Origin of the sequence: Zhouia amylolytica AD3, from assembly GCF_000511935.2 — a bacterium.
Taxonomy (GTDB): Bacteria; Bacteroidota; Bacteroidia; order Flavobacteriales; family Flavobacteriaceae; genus Zhouia; species Zhouia amylolytica.
In genome coordinates this window covers 15689-38022 of sequence record NZ_AYXY01000023.1, presented here as the reverse complement: position 1 = coordinate 38022, position 22334 = coordinate 15689, and the positions used below count along the sequence as shown (strand labels likewise).

Here is a 22334-nt window from a genome sequence, read left to right as displayed (position 1 = left end):
TATGAGTGAATTGTATAAGCATTTTAATCATAATAATCGGAGGCATTTTATTAAAAATGCCAGCTTGGCACTCGGTGGTCTCGCCATGGCTGCTATGACTGATCCGCTGAAGATTTTTGGTGCCAATTCAAATGCTCAGGCAATGCCTGATCTTGGAAACGGACCTCTTAATTTACCTCATTTTGCTCCAAAAGCTAAAAGAGTAGTATACCTTTTTCAAAGTGGAGGGCCATCGCAATTAGAGTTGTTTGATTATAAACCCTTACTTCACAAACTTAGGGGAACCGATTTACCGGAATCAGTAAGGATGGGACAGCGACTAACAGGAATGACATCAGGTCAGGCTAATTTTCCGTTGGTTGGAAGTCAATATAAATTTAATCAGTATGGGCAGTCAAGAGCATGGGTAAGTGATTTAATGCCTTATACGGCTAAAATTGCCGATGAACTTTGTTTTGTAAAAACGATGCATACAGAGGCTATCAATCACGATCCGGCCATTACATTTTTTCAAACGGGCTCGCAACAATCGGGAAGACCGAGTATGGGCTCCTGGATGAGTTACGGCTTGGGAAGCATGAATGATAACCTGCCTACCTTCTCAGTATTGCTTTCAAGAGGAACCGGCAGACTCAACGGGCAACCATTATATTCAAGATTATGGGGGAACGGATTCTTGAGTTCCTTACATCAGGGAGTGCAATTCAGAGCAGGGAAAGATCCTGTTTTATATCTTAAAGATCCTGATGGAATGTCGCGGGCAGAAAGACGTAAAATGCTCGACCACTTGGCTGAAATGAATCATTTTCAAGAAGAGAAGTTTGGAGATCCCGAGATCAATAGCAGAATAGCCCAATACGAAATGGCCTATAAAATGCAAACTTCGGTACCTGAAACGATGAATATAGATGATGAACCTGACCATATTTTTAGAATGTATGGTCCTGATTCATATAAGCCGGGGACTTACGCTGCAAACTGTATACTAGCGAGAAGATTACTGGAAAAAGATGTGCGCTTTGTGCAGTTGTATCACATGGGATGGGATCAACACGACAATTTACCGGGCCAAATCGAAAAGCAGGCGAAGGATGTAGATCAACCGACCGCTGCTTTAATTATGGATCTAAAACAACGTGGATTATTAGAAGATACCCTGGTTATTTGGGGCGGGGAGTTTGGAAGAACAAATTACAGTCAGGGAGTATTAACAGATACTAATTATGGCCGTGATCACCACCCTAAATGTTTCTCTATTTTTATGGCAGGAGGAGGAGTGAAACCTGGTTTCACCTATGGTGAAACAGATGAGTTTGGATATAATGTGGTAAAAGATCCTGTACATGTTCACGATCTTCACGCTACGATCCTGCATTTAATGGGCGTTGATCATGAAAGAATGACCTATAAGCATCAGGGGAGACGTTTCAGGCTTACGGATGTTGCGGGTAATGTAATTAATGATTTAATAGGGTAAAATGATGCAATCCGGAAGAAGAAGTTTTCTTAAAAAATCGGCTTTAGCCACAGGAGGTTTACTCACATTTTCACAATTAAGCAGTGCCTTCAGTATTGATAGAAATAACGATATAATTATAGGTCATAACAATCACCGCTACAAAGTTAACCTGAATTGGGGCAACCTCGACCCAGCCAAGACACCTGTAAAGGACTGTCATGAAATTGTTCAGGATTCTCAAGGGCGTATTGTAATGCTAACCAATCATACAAAAAATAATGTGCTCATTTATGATAAGTCAGGTAAACTTTTGGATAAATGGGGGACGGAATATCCGGGTGGACACGGACTAACCCTGGCCAAGGAAAATGGGGAGGACTTCCTGTTTATTACAGATTATGAACGACACCAGGTTATCAAAACAACCATTGATGGCAAAGTGGTGATGACCCTTGATTGTCCGTTGGATACCGGTCATTATGCTCAAAAGGAGGCATACAAGCCTACGGAGACCACTGTGCTTGAGAACGGAGACTTTTATATTGCAGACGGCTATGGGAATCAGTTCATTTTGCATTATAATCATAAAGGAGAATTGTTGAACGTATTTGGAGGAAGAGGAAGAGAAGAGCACCAGTTTATAAATGCCCATGGTATCTGCTACGATAATAGAGACAAGGCGAATCCATGTTTACTTATAACAGCTCGCGAACAGAATGTGCTTAAAAAGTTTAGCCTGGAAGGTGAATATCTATCTTCAATTCCAGTGCCTGGAGCCCTAATCTGTCGTCCTGTAATTCACAATAATGAAGTTTATTTTGCAGTGTTAAAATCAAAGGAAGCAGCCAACGACGATTCAGGATTTTTGTTAATTATGGATGATCAGGATCAGGTGGTTTCATGCCCGGGTGCTACAAAGCCGGTTTACGAAAACCATCAATTAGATCAATTATACCAGACTATTAGGCTGTTTCAGCATCCTCATGATGTCTGTGTTGATGAAGATGATAGTATTTATGTGGCTCAATGGAATTCCGGACAGACATACCCTATAAAACTTACCAGAGTATGAAAAATCTAGTTGTTTTATTGGGGCTGATATTGATCTCAGGCTGTAAGATCGATAAGGACTCCAAAGCTAATAAGTATTTACAATCGGAGGCGGTTGCCTTAGTTGCGCCAACTTTGGTAGCTTCGAATTTGGTGATAGATTCTGTTGCCACCTTAAAAGCTTCACTACCTTATCCGGATGTTGAAATTCATTATACTTCAGATGGTACCGCTCCTGATGAAACATCGCCTGAATATACAGAACCTATAAAAGTAACCAATCCCGGGGTTTATTCTTTTAAGGCATACCATCCTTTTTTACAGTCCAGTGAAATAAGTACCGTTACTTTTTATAAGAGCGGGATTAAGGTTCGCGAAGTGTCAATGTTAAATGAAATCAATGCCAAATATCCTGGAAATGGAGTGAATACCCTAATTGATAATCAAAAAGGATCAAACAGTTATTCTGATGGTAGATGGATGGGGTTTGATGAAGATGTAGTCGTTGAACTGGAAATGCCATCTGAAAACAAAGCAACCAAAGTCATTATTGGTAATATGTCAGCTACGGGAGCATGGATCTTTTCGCCAGCTAAAATAACTGTTTGGGTTTCTGACGATAAGCAAGATTATACCCAGGTAGGTATGGTGGAGATTGAAACTGAGAAAAAAGGAGATGATACCGCCTTGAAAAATGTCGAAATTCCAATTAATAGAACAGGTAAATATTTCAAAATTAAGATAGAGAATCTAAAAGAAATTCCTCAATGGCATGATGGTAAAGGCACCAGAGCATGGCATTTTATAGATGAGATTATTATCGATGAATAATTTCCCCCAATGAAATTAAAAAGACACATATCAGTAATAGCAGGATTATTAATAGCGCAAATAGCCTTCGCAGATACCGGCGATGCTGTTTCTGGTATTACAGGGTTTTTGGGAAGACTGCACCCCATGATTCTACACCTTCCAATAGGTGCAATCTTGCTGGTTTTCTTTCTGGATGTAGCGGGAAGAGTAAAAAAAACATACCCAAAGGAAATTGTAAGGAAAGGTTTAGCTTTTAGTAGCTTCTTTGCAATTTTAGCAGCGGTTTTCGGCTATTTCTTATCCCTTGAAGGTGGTTATGAAGAAAAAACACTAAACCTGCATTTGTATACAGGAATCCTTACCGCTCTGTTGATTACAGTGCTCTTCCTGATGTCTTTAAGTGAATCCAGTGCTGTAAAAAGAAGTTTTTTTCCATGCTTTGTTCTTACGCTTATAGCTATTACTGTGGCAGGTCATTATGGTAGTGTACTAACCCATGGCAGTGATTTTTTAACAGAACACCTGCAATCAAAACCTGAACCTGATAAAGTTGCAACCGTAGACAGTTTGCATTATTTCAATGATATAGTGTATCCGATACTTGATAATAAATGTATCAGTTGCCATAACCCTGAAAAAAAGAAAGGAGACTTATCATTGAAAACAATGAGCGAGATCCTAAAGGGAGGAGAAAACGGGAAGGTTATTAGCGCAGGAGATTCAAAAGAGAGTATGCTGGTGAAGGTTCTTCACTTGCCGTTGGAAGATGATCACCATATGCCGCCAAAAGGGAAAAAGCAAGTTACGGAAGAAGAGGCTTATTTGCTATCCTATTGGATTGATCATGGGGCTGATTTTAATAACAAAGTGGTAGCCTATCAAAAAAACGATACCATAAATAAGTTGCTTGAAGCCTATGTGGTGGAAGAAGAGGTGGAGCCGGAAGAGGCTGATTTAGCTGATATCCGGGCATTAATAGACAATGGCTTTCGGGTACAGAAGATAGTGGCCGATAAATCGTTTTTAAGTGTAAAGTACCTTCCGAAAAAGATCGATAAAAATGCAATGCGTTTACTTGAAAATGTGGCAGAGCAGGTGAAGGAATTAGATTTAGGAGGGAGTGATTTTAATGATGATTTAGGGACTTATCTGGAGGCTTTTAAAAATGTAAGATTCCTTAAATTAGATAATACACTTATTACGGATAAGGTATTGGTTCATCTGGAGGAAATCTCCAAACTGAAAATACTGAATCTTCATAATACAGAAGTATCAGAAAAAGGATTGAGTCTTCTTCTCGAAAAGGTACAACCTGAAAAGATGTATGTATGGAATACAAAAATGGATGATAAGGCATTGGCAATGATTGCCAAATCCAGCAATGTAGAACTTATTTCAGGGGTTTTTGAAGGATTTACTGAAGACGCTACTTTAAATCCGCCTGAGTTCAATAGCAATAAATCGGTTTTTTTAGATACAGTTCAGGTGAAACTAAGTAGTCAGGTTAGAAATGTCCAATTCTACTATACTACAGATGGTTCCGATCCGGATTCAGATTCAGAGCCAATGCCGGAAACATTGCTTATTGAGGAACCTCTGATTTTTAAGGCAAAGGCTTTTAAAAATGACTGGTTGCCCAGCCCTGTTGTTACTAGAGAATACTTTAAAGTTAAATATGTAGTTGAAGATTTTCAACTTGAAAAAGAGCCCAATAAAAAATACCCCGGATCCGGGAAACTTTTTGATCTGGTTGAAGGAACTACAAGTTTCTCAGACGGTAAATGGGCGGGGTTTGAAGGAGATGATATGGTGGCTGAAATTACGCTGGGAGAAGCAAAAGAGCTCGAAAATATTACTATAAGCTGTCTGGAAGACGTTAGCAGTTGGATATTTTTCCCAAAATCAATTTCCGTTTATACCAAAGATGAAAACGGGAACTATACAAAGCTGAGTGAACAAGAAACTAGCCGTCGCGGCGATATAATGGAAGATAAGAAACAGCGCTTTACTTTAAACTTCCCTAAAACAGCGATCAAAAATCTAAAAATTGTAGTGAATAACTATGGTAAGTTGCCGAAATGGCACGATGGAGCTGGAAGCGATGCCTGGTTGTTTATAGATGAGGTTTTAATATGGTAAATAACAACTTAAATTAATATATGAAAGTGAATTTTAAACGTGTACTTATTTTAGCGCTGGCGGTTTTATTACAGGTTGGCTGCCAAAAACAAAAAACAACTTTTACAGAATCGGATATAAAAATCATTCCTCAACCCAAAGAGTTAACCCTTAACCAGGGATCATTCATCTTTGATGCTGATACAAAATTTGTAGTTACCTCAGATACCCAGTTGCAAGCAGCGCAAATATTGATTGACAGGTTTAAAACAGCTGCAGGTTTGGAGCTTGAATTAACTAAAGAACAGCCTTCTTCTAATTTCGTTATTTTAAAAGATAATTCACAGCTTGGAGCAGAAGCCTATACATTGGTGGTTGGTGATGATAATATCGTTATAGAGGCTTCAGGTTTAAGTGGATTTGTTTACGGTATAGAAACGTTAAGACAATTACTGCCGGTAGCCGTAGAAAAGAACACGGTAAGTGCAGATGTATCATGGGAAGTTCCAAACGTCAATATTGCTGATGCCCCACGATACAAATGGAGAGGACTTATGCTGGATGTTTCTCGTCATTTTTTTGAAAAAGATTATGTGATGAAGACCATCGATCGTTTATCATATCTAAAGATGAATACACTACACCTGCATTTGGTAGATGATCAGGGATGGCGCATAGAAATTAAAAAATACCCAAAACTGACCGAAGTAGGTGCTTACAGGGTTGACCAGGAAGATAAACACTGGAATGCAAGACCCAGAGCAAAAGCGGATGAAAAGGGTACCTACGGTGGCTTTTATACCCAAGAGGATATAAAAGAAATAGTGGCTTATGCCGAAAAGCGAGGAATTACCGTTGTACCGGAAATTGAAATGCCTGCACACGTAAGTAGTGCGGTTGCAGCATATCCTTCTTTATCTTGTTTTGAAACTCCTATATCTGTGCCATCAGGAGGTTTATGGCCTATCACTGATATTTATTGTGCAGGGAAAGAATCAACTTTTGAATTTCTTGAAAATGTACTCGTAGAAGTGATGGATTTGTTTCCTTCAAAATACATCCATGTAGGAGGAGATGAAGCAACTAAAACGAATTGGGAAAAATGTCCGCATTGTCAGAAACGAATCAAAGCGGAAGGACTTGAAAATGTAGAAGAACTTCAAAGCTATTTCATCAAAAGGATGGAACGTTTTATTAGTTCAAAAGATCGTATCCTTATTGGATGGGATGAAATTCTCGAAGGCGGTTTGGCTCCGGGAGCTACCGTAATGAGCTGGAGAGGTGTAAAAGGTGGTTTAGAAGCGTCAGAGCAAGGCCATGATGTAGTAATGACTCCGGGATCACATTGTTATTTCGATCATTATCAAGGGCCTCAGGATTCAGAGCCAGCTGCATGGGGTGGATATACTCCTTTGAGTAAAGTATATGAGTTTGATCCAACTGTCGATGGGATGTCTGATGAGCAAGCAAAGCATGTACTTGGCGGTCAAGCCAATTTATGGGCTGAATATATACCTGATACCGATCAGTCTGAATATATGATTTATCCAAGAATAGCTGCTTTGTCAGAAACACTGTGGAGCCCTAAGGAAGGTAGAAGCTGGAATGAATTTACGACACGGATTATTCCAATGTTCGATCGTTTTGCAGCTATGGGAATCAATTATGCTCAGAGTGTGTACACTATTAGAGAAGAGGCTATTGTTGATGAGAACACGGGTGCTGTATCTGTTTCACTAGCGAACGAGATCGAGAATTCTGACATAAGATATGTTCTTAATGATGGCGATTTAAATACCGATGCTGTTTCCTATGACAAGCCAATTCAAATTACAGAGACTACCACAATTAAGGCTTCTTATTTCGAGAATGATAAACCTTTAGGGGCAGTATTTGAAAAAACCTTTAAATATCATAAGGCGGTTGGTAAGAAGGTAACTTATAATACAGAGGTGAACGATAGGTACCAGGGTGCTGGTGCAACTACGCAGGTGAATGTATTGAGAGGTACCAAGAATTTTCACGATGGTCAATGGCAAGCATGGCTGGCTAAAGACATGGAAGTGGTTATAGATCTTGATGAACCTACAGAGGTTTCAAAAGTTTCTGTGGGAGCGTTGGAAAATCAGGGTCCTGGAATATACTACCCAACCATGGTTGAGGTGTGGACTTCTGACGACGGACAGAACTTTGTGTCTGCGGGTAAAACAGAAAGAGCTTATGCTGCCACTGGAGATGCAACCATTAAAGACTTTGAGGTGACTTTTGAGAAAAAGAGCGCACGTTATATTAAGGTGAAAGCTACGAACCTGAAACAAACACCTACTGGTGGTGGTGTGTTTCTCTTTGTTGATGAAATTATAGTAGAATAAAAATGAATTTAAAGAAAATAACTTTAGGGCTTTTCTTTTTGGGCAGTATGCTTACTGCCCAAAAACAAGCCGTTGAATATGTGAATCCTTTTATAGGGACATCGAATTACGGAGCCACAAATCCGGGAGCTATTGCACCAAGAGGAATGGCGAGTGTTTCACCTTTTAATGTCGCCGGACCACAAAATTTACCACACGAAAAAGACAGTCGTTGGTTGTCAAACCCGTATGTGCATCAAAATACATTCCTTACCGGTTTTACCCATGTTAATTTGAGTGGTGTAGGTTGTCCTGATCTTGGAGTGGTAATTACCATGCCAACAACCGGTGCGGTAGAAACCAATCACTTGAATTATGGAACCACCTATACGGACGAAAAGGCAACAGCCGGTTATTATTCCGTGAATCTGTCAAAATATAATGTAAAAGCAGAGGCTACTGCATCTACCAGGGTTGGTGTTACCCGATATACCTTTCCGGCTGGAAAGTCGAATATCCTTTTAAACCTTGGGTTAGGCTTAACCAATGAACAAGGAGGTATGGTAAAGATGGTTGCTCCTGATGAAATAGAAGGTTTTAGAAATGTAGGGTCTTTTTGTTATAATAGTCCCGAACAGGCGTATCCTGTTTATTTTGTGGCTAAATTTTCAAAACCGGCAGAAGAATTCGCCATCTGGAATAAGCCTTATAAATATGAGGGCGTTGAGGCGCAATGGATGGGCTACAATGGGAAGACCAGAATTATGAAAGGGTACACGCGAGAAGTTGTCGGAGATAGTATTGGAGCCTATGTTACCTATAATTTTGATAAACAGACTCAGGTGGAAGTGAAAATTGGAGTTTCCTATGTGAGTATAGAAAACGCCAGACAAAACCTGGAAAAAGAGGTGGGTGATATGTCTTTTGATCAAGTGTATGACAAAACGAAAAATGAATGGAATAAGGCATTGTCTACCATAGAAGTTGAAGGTGGTACTGAAGATGAGAAAACTGTTTTTTACACGGCATTATATCATACGCAGATTCATCCCAATACCCTGAATGATTACAATGGTGAATACCCTGAAATCGGTACTGGAAAAATTGGTAAAACCAGTGGAACGCGATTTACGGTATTTTCGCTATGGGATACCTATAGAAATTATCATCAGTTAATGTCGTTATTGTATCCTGATCAGCAATTGAACATGGTTAACAGTATGTTGCAGATGTATGATGAAAATGGTTGGCTGCCTAAATGGGAACTAAATTCAACAGAAACTTTTACCATGGTTGGTGATCCTGCTTCTGTCGTTATTTCAGACACCTATTTGAGAGGGATTAAAGGTTTTGATGTTGACAAAGCATATGAAGCGATGCTTAAGGGGGCCAATCAGATTGAAAATAACCCGCTTCGCCCGGGCTTGGAAGAATATATAAAAAATGGGTATGTGAGTGTTGATAGTAAAATAGGAGGTCCCGTTTCCACTACGCAGGAATATAATATTTCTGATTATGCAATAGCTCAGTTCGCCAAAGCCCTCGGGAAGAAAGAAGATTATAAAACGTATTATAAGCGTTCTTTATCCTATAGAAAGCTTTTTGATAAAGAATTTGAACTGCTACGTCCTAAATATAGCAATGGAGAGTGGTATAAGCCCTTCGATCCGAATAAAGGAGCAAATTTTGAGAAAAATGTAGGGTATATTGAGGGTAATGCCTGGCAGTATGCCTTTATGAATCCTCATGATATCAAAGGAAACATTAAGTTGGTTGGGAGTAATAAAAAATTCGTTACACAACTTGATAACATCTTTGAAAAAGGGCAATTCGATATGGCTAATGAACCTGATATTGCCTATCCTTTTTTATATAACTATTGTAAGGGATATGAGTATAAAGCCCAAAATAGAGTTCATGAATTAATCGCGGAATATTTTACGAATAAACCTGCCGGACTTCCAGGAAATGACGACACCGGAACGATGTCTGCATGGGTTATTTATGCAATGATGGGAATATATCCCGTAACTCCGGCGGCACCAATGTATACGATTACCACCCCTGTTTTTGATAAGGTTACCATTCATCTCGATGAAAACTATTATGACAATAGTACACTGGTAATAGAGAAACAAGGGAATGATGGAATTATCTCAGAAGTAAAATTAGAAGGTAAAAACATCAGAAGCTTTTTTATCGATCACGATGAGCTAACCTCTTCCGGGAAAATGGAAATAATATTGAAATAAACTACCTCAGGCTAAGCCTGTGAAGTGCCTGCCTGAATTTATTATTCAGGCAGGTTAGCATAAAAACAAACAAACAGTCCGACATTAGTTCCGTGAAATCTCGTGGAGAATGTTTAACAAGGACAAGTGTCGGAGCAATTTAAAGCTCACTTAGTGAGAAAAATAACTGACAAACTAATGAAAAAACTAAGCTTTATAGTCGTTCTTTTAGGGGTGTTTTGTTTAAATGGACAAAACAAATTTCCCTATCAGGATGCCTCTTTACCAGTAGAAGAACGCGTACAAGATTTATTAAAAAGGATGAGCCTTGAAGAAAAGGTGCGTCAGATGGATATGTACCGGGGTGAGAATTTTAAAACGGATGAAAAATTCGATAAAAAGAAAACCGTCGGGCATATAAATGATTTGGGAGTAGGCGCAATACACGATATCTACCCAAGATCAGCTAAAATGATTAATGATTTACAAAAACATGTCATAAAGAATAACCGATGGGGAATACCTGCGCTTATCATGTGTGAAATGTTACATGGATATGTGGATGATGGAGCCACTGCATTTCCTATGAATATTGGTTTGGGTGCAACCTGGGATACTGAATTGATGTATGAAGTCGGACGGGTAATTGGAACTGAAGCACGAATCAGAGGTGTGCATTACGGCCTGGGACCGGTTTTAGGAATTGGTCGTGAACCGCGTTGGGGTCGTGTAGCTGAAACTTTTGGTGAAGACACCTATCAGGCTAGTGAAATGGGACTCGCTATGATAAAAGGAATCCAGGGTGATACTTTGGCTTCTTCTACTTCTATAATAGCGGAGCCAAAACACTTTGCAGTACACAGTTATCCACAAGCCGGAGGAAATTCATCGCCGATAATCGTAGGTGAACGTACAGCCAGAGAAGATTTTTTACCCGTTTTTGAAAAAGCCTTTGTCGAAGGAGGAGCACTTGGAACAATGTGCGCCTATACTGAATTAGATGGAATCCCTTGTGCAGCAAACGAATGGCTGCTTACAGATGTGTTGCGAAATGAATGGGGTTTTAAAGGTATCGTTATTTCAGACCTGGGAGCTATTAAATATGTGCAGACGACGCATTATGTAGCTGACTCTCCAAAAGATGCGATTAAACAATCTGTAGCAGCAGGGGTTGATATGCAGTTCTATGATTTCTCTAATGAGTTTTGGCAAAAAACGCTTGTTGAATTAGTGAATGAAGGAGACTTGAGTATGGATGCCATCGACAGAGCAGCAGGAGGTGTTTTAAGACTTAAGTTTTTGTTAGGATTATTTGAAGATCCATATACAGATGCAAAACTGTTTGATAAGCTGTATCATACGGAAAAACACCAGAATATTGCATTACAGGCAGCTCAAAAATCGGTAACCCTGTTGAAAAATGATGGGAACTTATTACCCTTTAATGATGATGTTAAATCAATAGCAGTTATAGGACCTAATGCCGATGAAACCCGTCTTGGAGGATATGCGGTAAGAAATAAAGAAGCGATTACAGTACTAGAGGGAATCAAAGAAAAGGTAGGAGATAAGGTGAATGTGTTTTATGAGGAGGGTGTTCCTTTAATCATAAAAGGACAGATTATATCTTCAGAGAACTTGTGGACTCCCGATGAATCCTCGAATGGCCTTAAAGGAGAATATTTCGACAATAGAAGCCTCAAAGGTGAACCTGTTTTAACCAGAGTTGATGATGAACTTGAATTCGATTGGCCATGGTCTCCCGGAGAAGGAGTGCCTGATGATCAATTTTCGATTCGATGGACTGGTTTCTTAAAGCCAACCACCTCTTTTGAAGGTTGGCTGGGCTTAAGTTCAGATGATGGTGTAAGAATGTGGGTAGACGATAAACTTATCGTCGATAATTGGACAAAAGGATCTACTAACATAGTAACCTATCCGATGAATTTTGAAGCAGGTCGAAAGTACAAAGTGCGTATCGAAATGTGGGAAGGAGGCTGGGGAGCCCGTGCACATTTGAGATGGAACCTGAAAAAAGTTGATTTCAATCCGGCAGTTGCTATTGCTGAAAAGGCCGACGTAGCTGTAGTGGTAATAGGAGAATCAAGAGAGCTTGTGGAAGAAAACCGGGATGTCGCAACTTTAGATCTCCATGGTAAACAATTAGAATTGATACAGGCCATACAAAAGACCGGAACACCTGTGGTTTGCGTACTGCTTAATGGCCGTCCGTTGTCTGTTAACTGGATCGATAAAAATGTGCCATCTGTTCTGGAAGCCTGGTTTCCGGGTGAAAAAGGGGGACAAGCTATAGCAGATGTGCTCTTTGGAGATTATAATCCTGCAGGAAGGTTGTCTATTACCGTACCGAAATCTGTAGGACAGTTGCCAATATACTACAATCAAAAGCCATCGGCTATTCACAGATATGTGGAAGAAAGCGAAGATCCTCTATATCATTTTGGATATGGCTTAAGTTATACCACATTTAACTACGACAACCTTAAATTAAGTGCTGAGACCATTGGCAAGGATGAGAGTGTAGAGGTTTCCGTAAATGTATCGAATACCGGTGACTATGACGGGGAAGAGGTTGTTCAGTTGTATATCAATGATGTATATTCTTCGGTAACAACCCCACGTAAAGCTTTAAAGGGCTTTAAACGTGTGTTTATCAAAAAAGGAGAAACGAAGGAAGTGATATTTGAACTTACTCCCGAAGAACTGGCAATCTGGAATAGAGATATGAAAAGAGTGGTTGAACCCGGTAAGTTTCAGGTAATGGTTGGAGGAAATTCAATGGATACCATAAAGACATCATTCGAGGTGACTAACTAAAAAAATATAAATTATGAAGTTGAGATCTTTCAAAGCATATCAGTTATTATTACTGCTGTTACTATTGGTATCCTGTAGTAAAGACAAGTTGGTCCTTATTGATAAAGGACATACTGATTATACGATCGTTTTGGATGAAAAAGCTTCAGAAGAAGAGAAAAAGGCGGCAGCGGTTCTTCAGGATTACCTTCAAAAGATTACTTCGGTAAAGGTTCCTGTGAAATTGGGAACAGAAGGAGTTAAATCAATTTATTTGAAAACCCTTGATGGGGATAATGAAGAAATAGGCATAAGATCAGAAGACCAGGACCTGGTTATTTATGGAGGGTCTGATAAAGCGCTGATGGATGCAGTATATGTGTTTTTAGAGCAGTATTTGGGTTGTGATTGGTATACCCCGGATGTTGCTAGTATTCCGGAGATGGAGAACGTGGTTCTTGATAAAAACCTGAATTATGTATACCGTCCTGAAATAGAAGTTAGAACGGTGCATTCAAGGCTTTTTTATGAAAATCATACCTTTGCGGATGAACATAAAGTGACCAAAAAATCATTTCCTTTTTATGTTCCTGAAGCCAGGGTGCATACGTTTCATAAATTTATTCCGGAAGAACAGTTTTATAAAGAGTACCCTGAGTATTTTGCGCTTAGAAATGGTAAAAGATTGCCGACCCAATTGTGTTTGACTAACCCGGAGGTATTGCGGATCGTAATTGATTCGGTAGCATCGCTATTTGAGAAGCATCCGGAAGCTACGGTAGCATCTGTGAGTCAGAATGATAATCAGCAGCACTGTGAATGTGATACCTGTAAAGCAATTGATGAAGAGGAGGGTAGTCATGCCGGTACGATGATTCGGTTTGTCAATAAAGTAGCGGAACGATTTCCGGACAAAACCATTTCAACATTGGCCTATCAGTACACTCGAAAACCTTCTAAAACAAGGCCTGATGAAAACGTGCTGGTTACCTTGTGTTCTATTGAATGTGATAGAAGTGGCTCCATTGAAAATAAGTGTGAAGCTTTTGCGGAGGATTTAAAGGGGTGGGGTAAGTTAACGGATAAAATTCGGATTTGGGATTATACGACCCAGTTTACTAATTTCTTAGCCCCCTTTCCAAATATCCATACACTGCAGCCAAACATTAAATTGTTTAGAGATAATAATGTTAAATGGGTGTTTGAACAACATAGCAATAACCCAAGCGAATTGTTCGAATTACGTTCTTATGTAACGGCTAAATTATTATGGAACCCTGATCTGAATTTAGATAGTTTGATGACAGTGTTTACAGATGGTTACTATCAGGAGGCTGGAACCTATATAAAGCAATATGTCGATACCATACATAAGGGAATACAGGATGATAAGGATTTCTTCTTGTTTCTGTATGGTGATCCTTCACAGGCTTTTTCTTCATATTTGAATCCTGAAAAGCTAAAACAGTATACAAGTATTTTTGATGCTGCTGAAGCAGCCGTAAAACATAAACCTCAGGTGCAAGAGCGAGTGAAAGCGGCTAGACTGGGAGTAGATTACGCAGTTTTAGAAGCATGTCGCAAAGGGATTTCTGAGGATTATTCATTAACTAATAAAACTGAAGCAGGAGTAAATCAAGCGGTAGTTGCTTTACTCGATAAATTTAAGTCCACTTGTGAACAATGGAATATAACCATGATGAATGAGATGGGGTTTACGGTAAATGAATATTGCGATGCTTATAGAAAAGCCATTGAGGTGGCGAAACAGCCTAATATCGCCAAAGGAAAAAAGGTGGTTCTGAATACGAAGCCTAAGAAATATGCGGATGAGGATCCGCAGACCCTTACCGATGGAGCATTGGGAGGCAATAACTTTTATGCGAATTGGTTGGGCTTTGAAGGAAATGACCTGGATGCAGTTGTTGATCTGGAAGGATTGAAAGAGATCAGTACCGTTTCAAGTGCCTTTTTACAAGTAACCAACCATATAGTCTTCTATCCTTCAAAGGTTACCTATTATGTGTCGAATGATGGAGTGGAATTTAAAAAGATTGGCTCGATTCAGAATCCAATGCCTCTCAATAAAGAAAGCAAGATAAATGATATCCAGTACTTTAAGTTGGATTTTGATCCTGTGAGTGCGCGGTACGTGAAAATAATTGCAGAAAACTTAAAGGAAGCACCATACTGGCATCATGCAGCAGGCTTGCCTTCCTGGATTTTTATAGATGAAATAATAATTAATTAACTTTTACTTTAATGATGAAAATTACAAAACTCTTTGTGTTGTTTTTGGTATTATCCGGTATTCAGGTTGGTTTTTCCCAGGCTGTTTATGAAGATGAGCGTTATGTGCCGGAAACCGACCCAGCAGTATTAGAAAAATTAGATGAATGGCAAGATTTGAAATTTGGACTGCTAATGCATTGGGGTGCTTACAGTCAATGGGGTATTGTAGAGTCTTGGTCGTTATGCCCGGAAGAATACGGTTGGTGTGAACGTAAAAAAGGTTCAAATCCGGAAAACTATTTTGCTTATAAACAAGAGTACGAAGACCTTCAAAAGACATTTAATCCTGTGAAGTTTAACCCTGAAAAGTGGGCGAAAGCTGCAAAAAATGCAGGAATGAAATACGTGGTATTTACTACGAAGCATCACGATGGATTTTCGATGTTCGATTCAAAATATACAGATTATAAGATATCTGGAACAAATTCTCCGTTTGCCTCTAACCCTCGATCTAATGTGGCAAAAGAAGTCTTTGAAGCATTCAGGAATGAGGATATGTGGGCAGGAGCTTACTTTTCTAAGCCTGATTGGCATTCAGAATACTATTGGGATCCTTATTTTCCTCCTAAAGATAGAAATGTAAATTACGACCCTAAAGCCTATCCTGAAAAATGGAATAAGTTTGTTGATTTTACACACAACCAGATTTTGGAATTATTAACCGATTATGGTGATATAGATATTTTGTGGTTAGATGGAGGTTGGGTTGCTAAAACTCCTAAGTCAGAAATTACCAGCTGGTATGATCGTCAGGCCAAAAGTGATGAGACTGGCTATGTAAAACACCGTATCATCGATCAGGACATCAAAATGGATGAGCTGGTAGAAAAAGCTCGTGAAAAACAACCTGGATTGATCGTAGTGGACAGGGCGGTTCATGGCAAAAATCAAAACTATTTAACTCCTGAGAACAGAGTTCCTGAGAAGCCATTACCGTACCCATGGGAATCATGTATTATTTCCGGAGGTGGATGGTCCTGGAGTCCAAACGCTCAATATATGTCTGGAAGAGAAGCTGTTCATATGTTGGTGGATATCGTAGCAAAAGGAGGTAACCTGCTACTAAATGTTGCCCCAAATGCTCAAGGAGAATGGGATCAGGGAGCTTATGACCTTTTAGAGGAAATAGGAGCATGGATGGATGTAAACAGTGAGGCAATTTATGGAACAAAGCCAATTGCTCCTTATAAATTTGATAATATTTGTCTTACATCAAAAGAAGATGGTTCTATCTATCTTATTTATTTAGTTGATGAAAATCAGACAGAAATACCAACTACAATTGAGGTGCCATTTGCGTTAAAAAACAAAGCAAAAGCTAAAGTCTTAGGGGAAAACGTTAGATGTCAGATTGAAAAGGGAAATGGGAGTTTTAAGGTGACGATTCCTAATAAAATAGCGAGTAAATTAGGGGAAAGCGCAGCATTTGTTGTTAAAATAAAATAATAAATAATTTTTTAGGTTAAAACACCGAAAATTCTTCAAAAAATTAAGTATTCAAAAGCTGAATAGTGAAAGCGATATCGTTTTCGTTATTCAGCTTTTCTAATTAGTTGTCGGTCGAAAATCTTTCCTATAATTTAACCTTATTATAACATTTATACCAGTGTTTTATGGCTAAGACACGGTCAACCAATTTAAATTAATTTTTAAACATTAAACAAGAAGTATGTGTAAAAAGCTACTAACCATTATGGTATTTGTCTGCTTGTTGTCTGGACAGACAATTTGGGCGCAAGACAAAACGATTACAGGTACAGTTACTGGGGCATCTGATGGTGTTCCTTTACCAGGCGTGACAGTTATGGTAAAAGGTACAAGTACTGGAACTTCAACCGATTTTGACGGGAACTATTCCTTGTCAGCTCCTTCTGACGGAGTATTGGTGTTCTCTTATGTTGGGTTTACAACTCAGGAAATAACAATCGCCGGTAAGACGGTGGTTAATGTATCAATGACCGAAGATACGCAACAGTTAGATGAGGTTGTTGTTACTGCTTTAGGTATTAAAAAGGAAACCAAAAAGATTGGTTATGCAATGTCTGAGGTAAAAGGTGAAGAATTAGCAAAAACGAATACTGTAAATCCGGTAGAGGCTTTACAAGGTCAGGCTGCTGGTGTTAGTATTGGAGCTTCAGATGGTGGTATGTTTGGTAATTCTAAAATCCAGATTCGTGGTATTTCAGCATTGAACTCAAACAATAACCAACCGATATTTGTAGTTGATGGAGTTATTCTTGAGAATAACGTTACAGGTGCAAGTGCAGACTGGAATGCAAGTTCAAATGACTTTGGTAACATATTAAAGAACTTAAACCCGGATGACTATAAGAGTGTTTCGGTACTTAAAGGTGCAGCTGCAACAGCTCTTTATGGATCCAGAGGTTTGAACGGGGTGGTATTGATTGAAACTAAAGACGGTTCAGCATCAAGAGGTATAGGTGTTTCTATAAAGCAATCTATGGGTGTTGATCACGTTTACAATCAACCTGATGTACAATACGAATTTGGTCCTGGTGCATTAGCTGGGTATACTAATTATGGTGAAAGAGATGCCGATGGTAATTACTACCGTTTCTCTACGGACCAGTTTTATACAAATCAGGATGGAGATCCAACTAAAATTAATCATCCATGGGGATGGGCTGGTTACGGTCCTCGTTTTGATGGAAGACCAATGGTAGGGTTCGATGGTGAAATGACTACTTATAGCCCGGTTAAAGATGGGGTTCTTAAGGCATACGATACAGGTTGGAACACCAACACGTCTGTTTCAATGAGTGGTGGTCATGAAAAAGGTAATTTCTACCTTTCGTATTCAAGAAATGACAGAGAAGGTACGTTACCAAATAATACATTCGACAGAGATGCTTTAATGTTCAGAGGAGCACATGAGCTTACAGATTGGTTAAAAGCTGACGCGTCGATTTCTTATACGCTTTCAACCGCTAAGAACCCAAGAAATGATATTTCTCAATTGTTCTTTGATGGTACCTGGTCAAACTATTATGATGCAGAAAAATACAGTCAGCGTCAATACTGGCAGGCTGCACATGGCGGTGTTCCTAATGCTGCTTATGGTGATGATTATGCTTATGTTCCGGCAAGAGGATTGTGGTTCTCTTACAATATGAATAATAATGAGCGTAACGAAGAAGTTATTCGTCCAATCGTTCGATTAACTGCGAATGTGAATGACTGGATTACGCTTACCGCTGAAGCGAACATGAACTCTTATAATGTTAAGACGGAAGTTAAAAACCTTGGACAAGGTTTTCAGAATGAAGGTGGGTATTATGAGTTAGGACATTTTCAGGATGTTAGTAAAACAGGTAAGTTTACAGCTAACTTCCAGAAGAATATTACTCCTGATATTACTGGTCAATTATTGCTTGGTGCTGAAGCATGGAGCCAGGAAAAATCACAAACCAGATCATGGACCGATGGTGGTTTAATTGTTCCGGGAAGATATTTCCTTAACAACTCTAAGAGAACTGCAAGAACAGAAGCTAGAGTTTTTGGAACTAAAAAGATTAATTCTTTATACTTCCTTTCAAGCTTCGGTTACAAAGATCAATTGTTCTTAGATATTACAGGAAGAAATGACTGGTCTTCTGCATTAGTTTATAGTAACGGAGATGGAAATTATTCATATTTCTACCCTTCTGTAAGTTCTTCTTGGATATTTACTGAAACATTCGATACGCCAGATTGGTTTACTTTTGGTAAACTAAGAGCTTCATGGGCTCAGGTAGGTAGTGATACAACTCCTTATTTCCTGAACCAGGGTTATAACCTGGATACCTATGAAATGAATGATGGTACCTTTATTTATACAAATGGTATCAGTACTACAGCAATCGATAGAAGTATCGAGCCGGAGAGAAAGAACTCTTATGAGATCGGTGCAGATATTCGATTCTTTGACAATAGATTAGGTTTTGATTTTGCTTACTATAAAGAAGATATTACAAATCAGATCGGTGATATCCCGGTTCCTGCTGAATCTGGATATGGCAGAATCTTTACCAATATTGGTACACTTTCAAACTATGGTGTAGAATTAAAAGTTACTGGTACACCAATTAAAACAGAAGACTTCCGTTGGGATGCTACTTTTAATTATTGGAAAAACACCACCAAGATTACTGAGATGCATGAAGCATTAGGAGAGTACAAAGTGCTTGGAGGTTATGTGAATTACGGTAACTTTAGAGTAGGTGCGGTAGCCTTCGAAGGAGGAGAATACGGTACTTTAATGAGTGATAGTAAGCCTAAGACATGGCAGTCTGACGATCCGAATGATCCAAGAAACGGAATGCCAATATTCGTATGGAGTGACTCGAGAAGAGGTGCTTATTACGAAAGAAGTTATGAAGTGGAAAAAGTAGGTAAGATACAGCCTGACTTTGAAGGATCATTGAACAATACGTTTACATATAAAGGACTTACTTTATCTGTGCTATTAGATGCAAGATATGGTGGGCATATTGCTTCTTACTCTAACAAATATGGTACTTCATACGGATGGTTAGAGACTTCATTGTATGGAAGAGCTCCAGAGTATGGAGGTCAGTCTTGGACTTCTCAATACAGCGATACTCAGGGACAGCAATTTAGTGATGGTGTAATTCCTGATGGTGTATTTGCTGAAGGACAAACCGTTACTGCACCAAACGGAAATTCTGTTGATGTGGGTGGAATGACTTATCAGGAAGCTTACGATCAAGGTTTTGTAGAGCCTACTCACGCTAGTTTCTATAATTATTTTACAAACTCATGGGGACAAGGGGTTGTTAATGACAACTGGTTTAATGAGGTGAAGTATATCGCGCTAAGAAATATTTCATTAGGATATAACCTTCCAAATACTGTAAGTAGTAAAATCGGAGCTAGAAACTTCTATGTTGGTGTAAATGCAAGAAATTTAGGGTATTTGTATAATTCATTACCAAATAACCTGAATCCAGAAAGTTTTAGAGGTACTACAAGTACTGAGTCATTCCAGGAAAGAGGATTTATCCCTTACACTGCGTCTTATACCATGACAATAGCTATTGACTTTTAAAAGATAATATGATGAAAATTAAAAATATATTTCACACATCATTAGCGCTACTCGCAATTGCTTTTGTAGGCTGTGATAAAGACCATTTTGCGGATCTTAACAGTAATCCATCAGATTTGTCCGAACCGGATTTACGTTTCTCAGTGGCTAAATCTGTCGAACTAATGTATAATAACGATTATACGATTTGGTTCTATACGAATTTCGATTATGTGTTCCCATGGAGTCAGTTAACTGGCGTTGGGGTAGGTAACAATGAAGATTTTGTTGTGATGGGACCTTACGGGAATCAGCAACTTTATCCTTCACTTTATTCAAATGTAAGAGATGTAAGGTTCAGAATTGATGCCTTGCCTGCAGAGGAACAAGCTGGTATGCAAGCTATGAAAGCGATGACTGTACCAACATTGATTCAGCCATACCTTACGGTTACTGATAATCAGGGTTCGTTACCATATACTGAAGCTGCTTTAGCTTCGTATACAACCCCTGCTTTATTGACTCCGGTATACGATAATCAGGAATTGATGTTCAATACATGGTTAGAGGAATTAGATATGGCTATTGAAAGTCTTACGGCTTCTAATCAATTGGATATTGGAGGACAAGACGTTGTTTATGGAGGTGATTACACCAAATGGGCTAAGTTTTGTAACCTTTTAAAGTTGAAAATTGCTGCAAGATTAGTGAATAAAGACAGAGCGAAAGCTTTATCAATTGCTGAAGAAGTAGCTAACTCACCGGTAGGATATATGAATAGCCTTGATGATGATTTTATCTATAAAAGAGATAAAAATTATTTCGGTACAGGTAACGGTAACCAGCCTGGAGCTGCAGGTAAGAATGTTGTTGATTTCTTGATTGCAAATAAAGATCCAAGAGTACGTTACTTGTTTACTAAAAACGGATTCAATGCAGAGGTGGTTCAGGCGTTTATAGATGCAGGAAAAGACCTTCCTCCGTATGTTGAGCAATATGTAATGACAGATGTTGATGGTAACTTTGCAGGTTGGGAAGCGCCAGGTGAGCCATGGGTTCGTTATTTCGGAGCACCATTATCTCCGGATGAGCGTTTCGATGCGACTAATGATCCTTATTTTCAGCAAAGTGAATTGAATAGAATTAGTCTTGATGGTGTAGAAAAGACCTATGCTTCAACTTCTTCTTATTCTGAAAGAATTACAAGAACTGGTATTAACTATACATACCCAACAAGACCAGGAGGAAGAGTGATTGAAAAGAGAGATAACTTCCCTTCATTAGAGGTTATTTTAGGTTCTTCTGCAGAAACAAATTTATATTTAGCTGAATTTAAATTGTTGGGTGCTAATATTCCGGGTACGGCTCAGGAATACTTCAATAGAGGTGTTGAGCTTTCTGTACTAAGATTGGATGCTTTAGCAGAGAATAACGGACAGCCTTATTATGAATCTGATCCCGTTTATACGGATGAAGCGGAAGCGGAAGCTGCCGCTACTAAATTAAGAGCTGGAGAAATCGCTGATTTATTAACACAGCCTGCTTACGATTTAAGTACAGATGGATTAGAAAAAGTATACATCCAGCAGTATATCAATTTTGCTGCAACTCCTGGAGATTTGTGGACTTTGGTTAGACGTTCAGGTGTGCCTAAAACAGGAAGTGCATACTTCCCGAGAGAAGCGCTTTTAGCTTCAGGTTCAGAGCTTACAATTCCACGTAGATTTACCATCGAAACTCCAACTGGAGATGACGCGAACTTTGAGAATCGTGCAAGTGCTATCGAAGAGCAAGGGTTTACCACAGGTACAAACGATCCTGCTACTTTGAATACTGAAAGAATCTGGTTTGATAAGGAGAATCCTAATTATGGTGTAGGACCTAATAATTAAAAAGTTCTCATTTAGTTAGTTTATATAGTTTTTTATTGTGTTTAAAAAGGCCCCTGCAGGGGCCTTTTTTTTTGTGGTATATTCTGTCTTTTCTTACGATATTCTGTCATATTTTAGAAATTATTCTCTTTTTTATGAATTTCATTATCGTTTTGATAATTTTCTATCCTAATTTGGGCGTTTGGACCAAAATTAAAGCTTCTTCGTAGTTAAAATACATACTTTGGGCGAGTGCCCTATGTTGCCTGTCGAAATTCTTTTTAA

The 22334-nt window shown here is 38.9% G+C and carries 11 protein-coding genes; all 11 read left to right on the top strand.

The genetic code is table 11. From position 1 onward, the window contains the following. Nucleotide 1: 1 nt before the first annotated feature. The 11 genes from P278_RS11000 (at nt 2) to P278_RS10950 (ending at nt 22070) form a co-directional block, all read left to right on the top strand. Nucleotides 2-1477, top strand: a complete 1476-nt coding sequence (locus P278_RS11000) for a DUF1501 domain-containing protein (RefSeq protein WP_038266631.1) — start codon at nt 2-4, stop codon at nt 1475-1477. Between the two features lies 1 nt (nt 1478). After that, nucleotides 1479-2531 (top strand): NHL repeat-containing protein, encoded by a 1053-nt coding sequence (locus P278_RS10995; protein ID WP_038266629.1) that lies wholly within the window; start codon nt 1479-1481, stop codon nt 2529-2531. Next, a complete protein-coding gene (locus tag P278_RS10990) occupies nt 2528-3340 on the top strand; it encodes a chitobiase/beta-hexosaminidase C-terminal domain-containing protein (RefSeq protein ID WP_038266626.1) in 813 nt (270 codons plus the stop codon). Before P278_RS10995 ends, P278_RS10990 begins: the two co-directional genes overlap by 4 nt. 9 nt (nt 3341-3349) lie before the next feature. Further along, nucleotides 3350-5461 carry a c-type cytochrome domain-containing protein gene (locus P278_RS10985; protein WP_038266624.1) on the top strand — a complete coding sequence of 704 codons (2112 nt, stop codon included), beginning with the start codon at nt 3350-3352 and terminating at the stop codon, nt 5459-5461. 20 nt (nt 5462-5481) lie between these two features. Then, the gene (locus P278_RS10980; protein ID WP_038266622.1) at nt 5482-7812 is read left to right on the top strand and encodes a glycoside hydrolase family 20 protein; all 2331 of its coding nucleotides are present in this window, start codon (nt 5482-5484) and stop codon (nt 7810-7812) included. A gap of 2 nt (nt 7813-7814) precedes the next feature. Then, nucleotides 7815-10043 carry a GH92 family glycosyl hydrolase gene (locus P278_RS10975; protein WP_038266620.1) on the top strand — a complete coding sequence of 743 codons (2229 nt, stop codon included), beginning with the start codon at nt 7815-7817 and terminating at the stop codon, nt 10041-10043. A 177-nt stretch (nt 10044-10220) separates the two neighbouring features. After that, nucleotides 10221-12860, top strand: coding sequence for a glycoside hydrolase family 3 protein (locus P278_RS10970; RefSeq protein WP_038266618.1), 2640 nt, complete (start codon nt 10221-10223; stop codon nt 12858-12860). A gap of 13 nt (nt 12861-12873) precedes the next feature. Beyond that, nucleotides 12874-15090: a DUF4838 domain-containing protein gene (locus P278_RS10965; protein ID WP_038266616.1), complete on the top strand. Its 2217-nt coding sequence runs from the start codon at nt 12874-12876 to the stop codon at nt 15088-15090. An 11-nt stretch (nt 15091-15101) separates the two neighbouring features. Next, nucleotides 15102-16577, top strand: a complete 1476-nt coding sequence (locus tag P278_RS10960) for an alpha-L-fucosidase (protein WP_235444281.1) — start codon at nt 15102-15104, stop codon at nt 16575-16577. A 223-nt stretch (nt 16578-16800) separates the two neighbouring features. Then, the gene (locus tag P278_RS10955) at nt 16801-20199 is read left to right on the top strand and encodes a SusC/RagA family TonB-linked outer membrane protein (RefSeq protein ID WP_038266613.1); all 3399 of its coding nucleotides are present in this window, start codon (nt 16801-16803) and stop codon (nt 20197-20199) included. Nucleotides 20200-20207: 8 nt separating this feature from the next. Next, nucleotides 20208-22070, top strand: coding sequence for a SusD/RagB family nutrient-binding outer membrane lipoprotein (locus tag P278_RS10950; RefSeq protein ID WP_051413528.1), 1863 nt, complete (start codon nt 20208-20210; stop codon nt 22068-22070). Nucleotides 22071-22334: the final 264 nt, after the last annotated feature.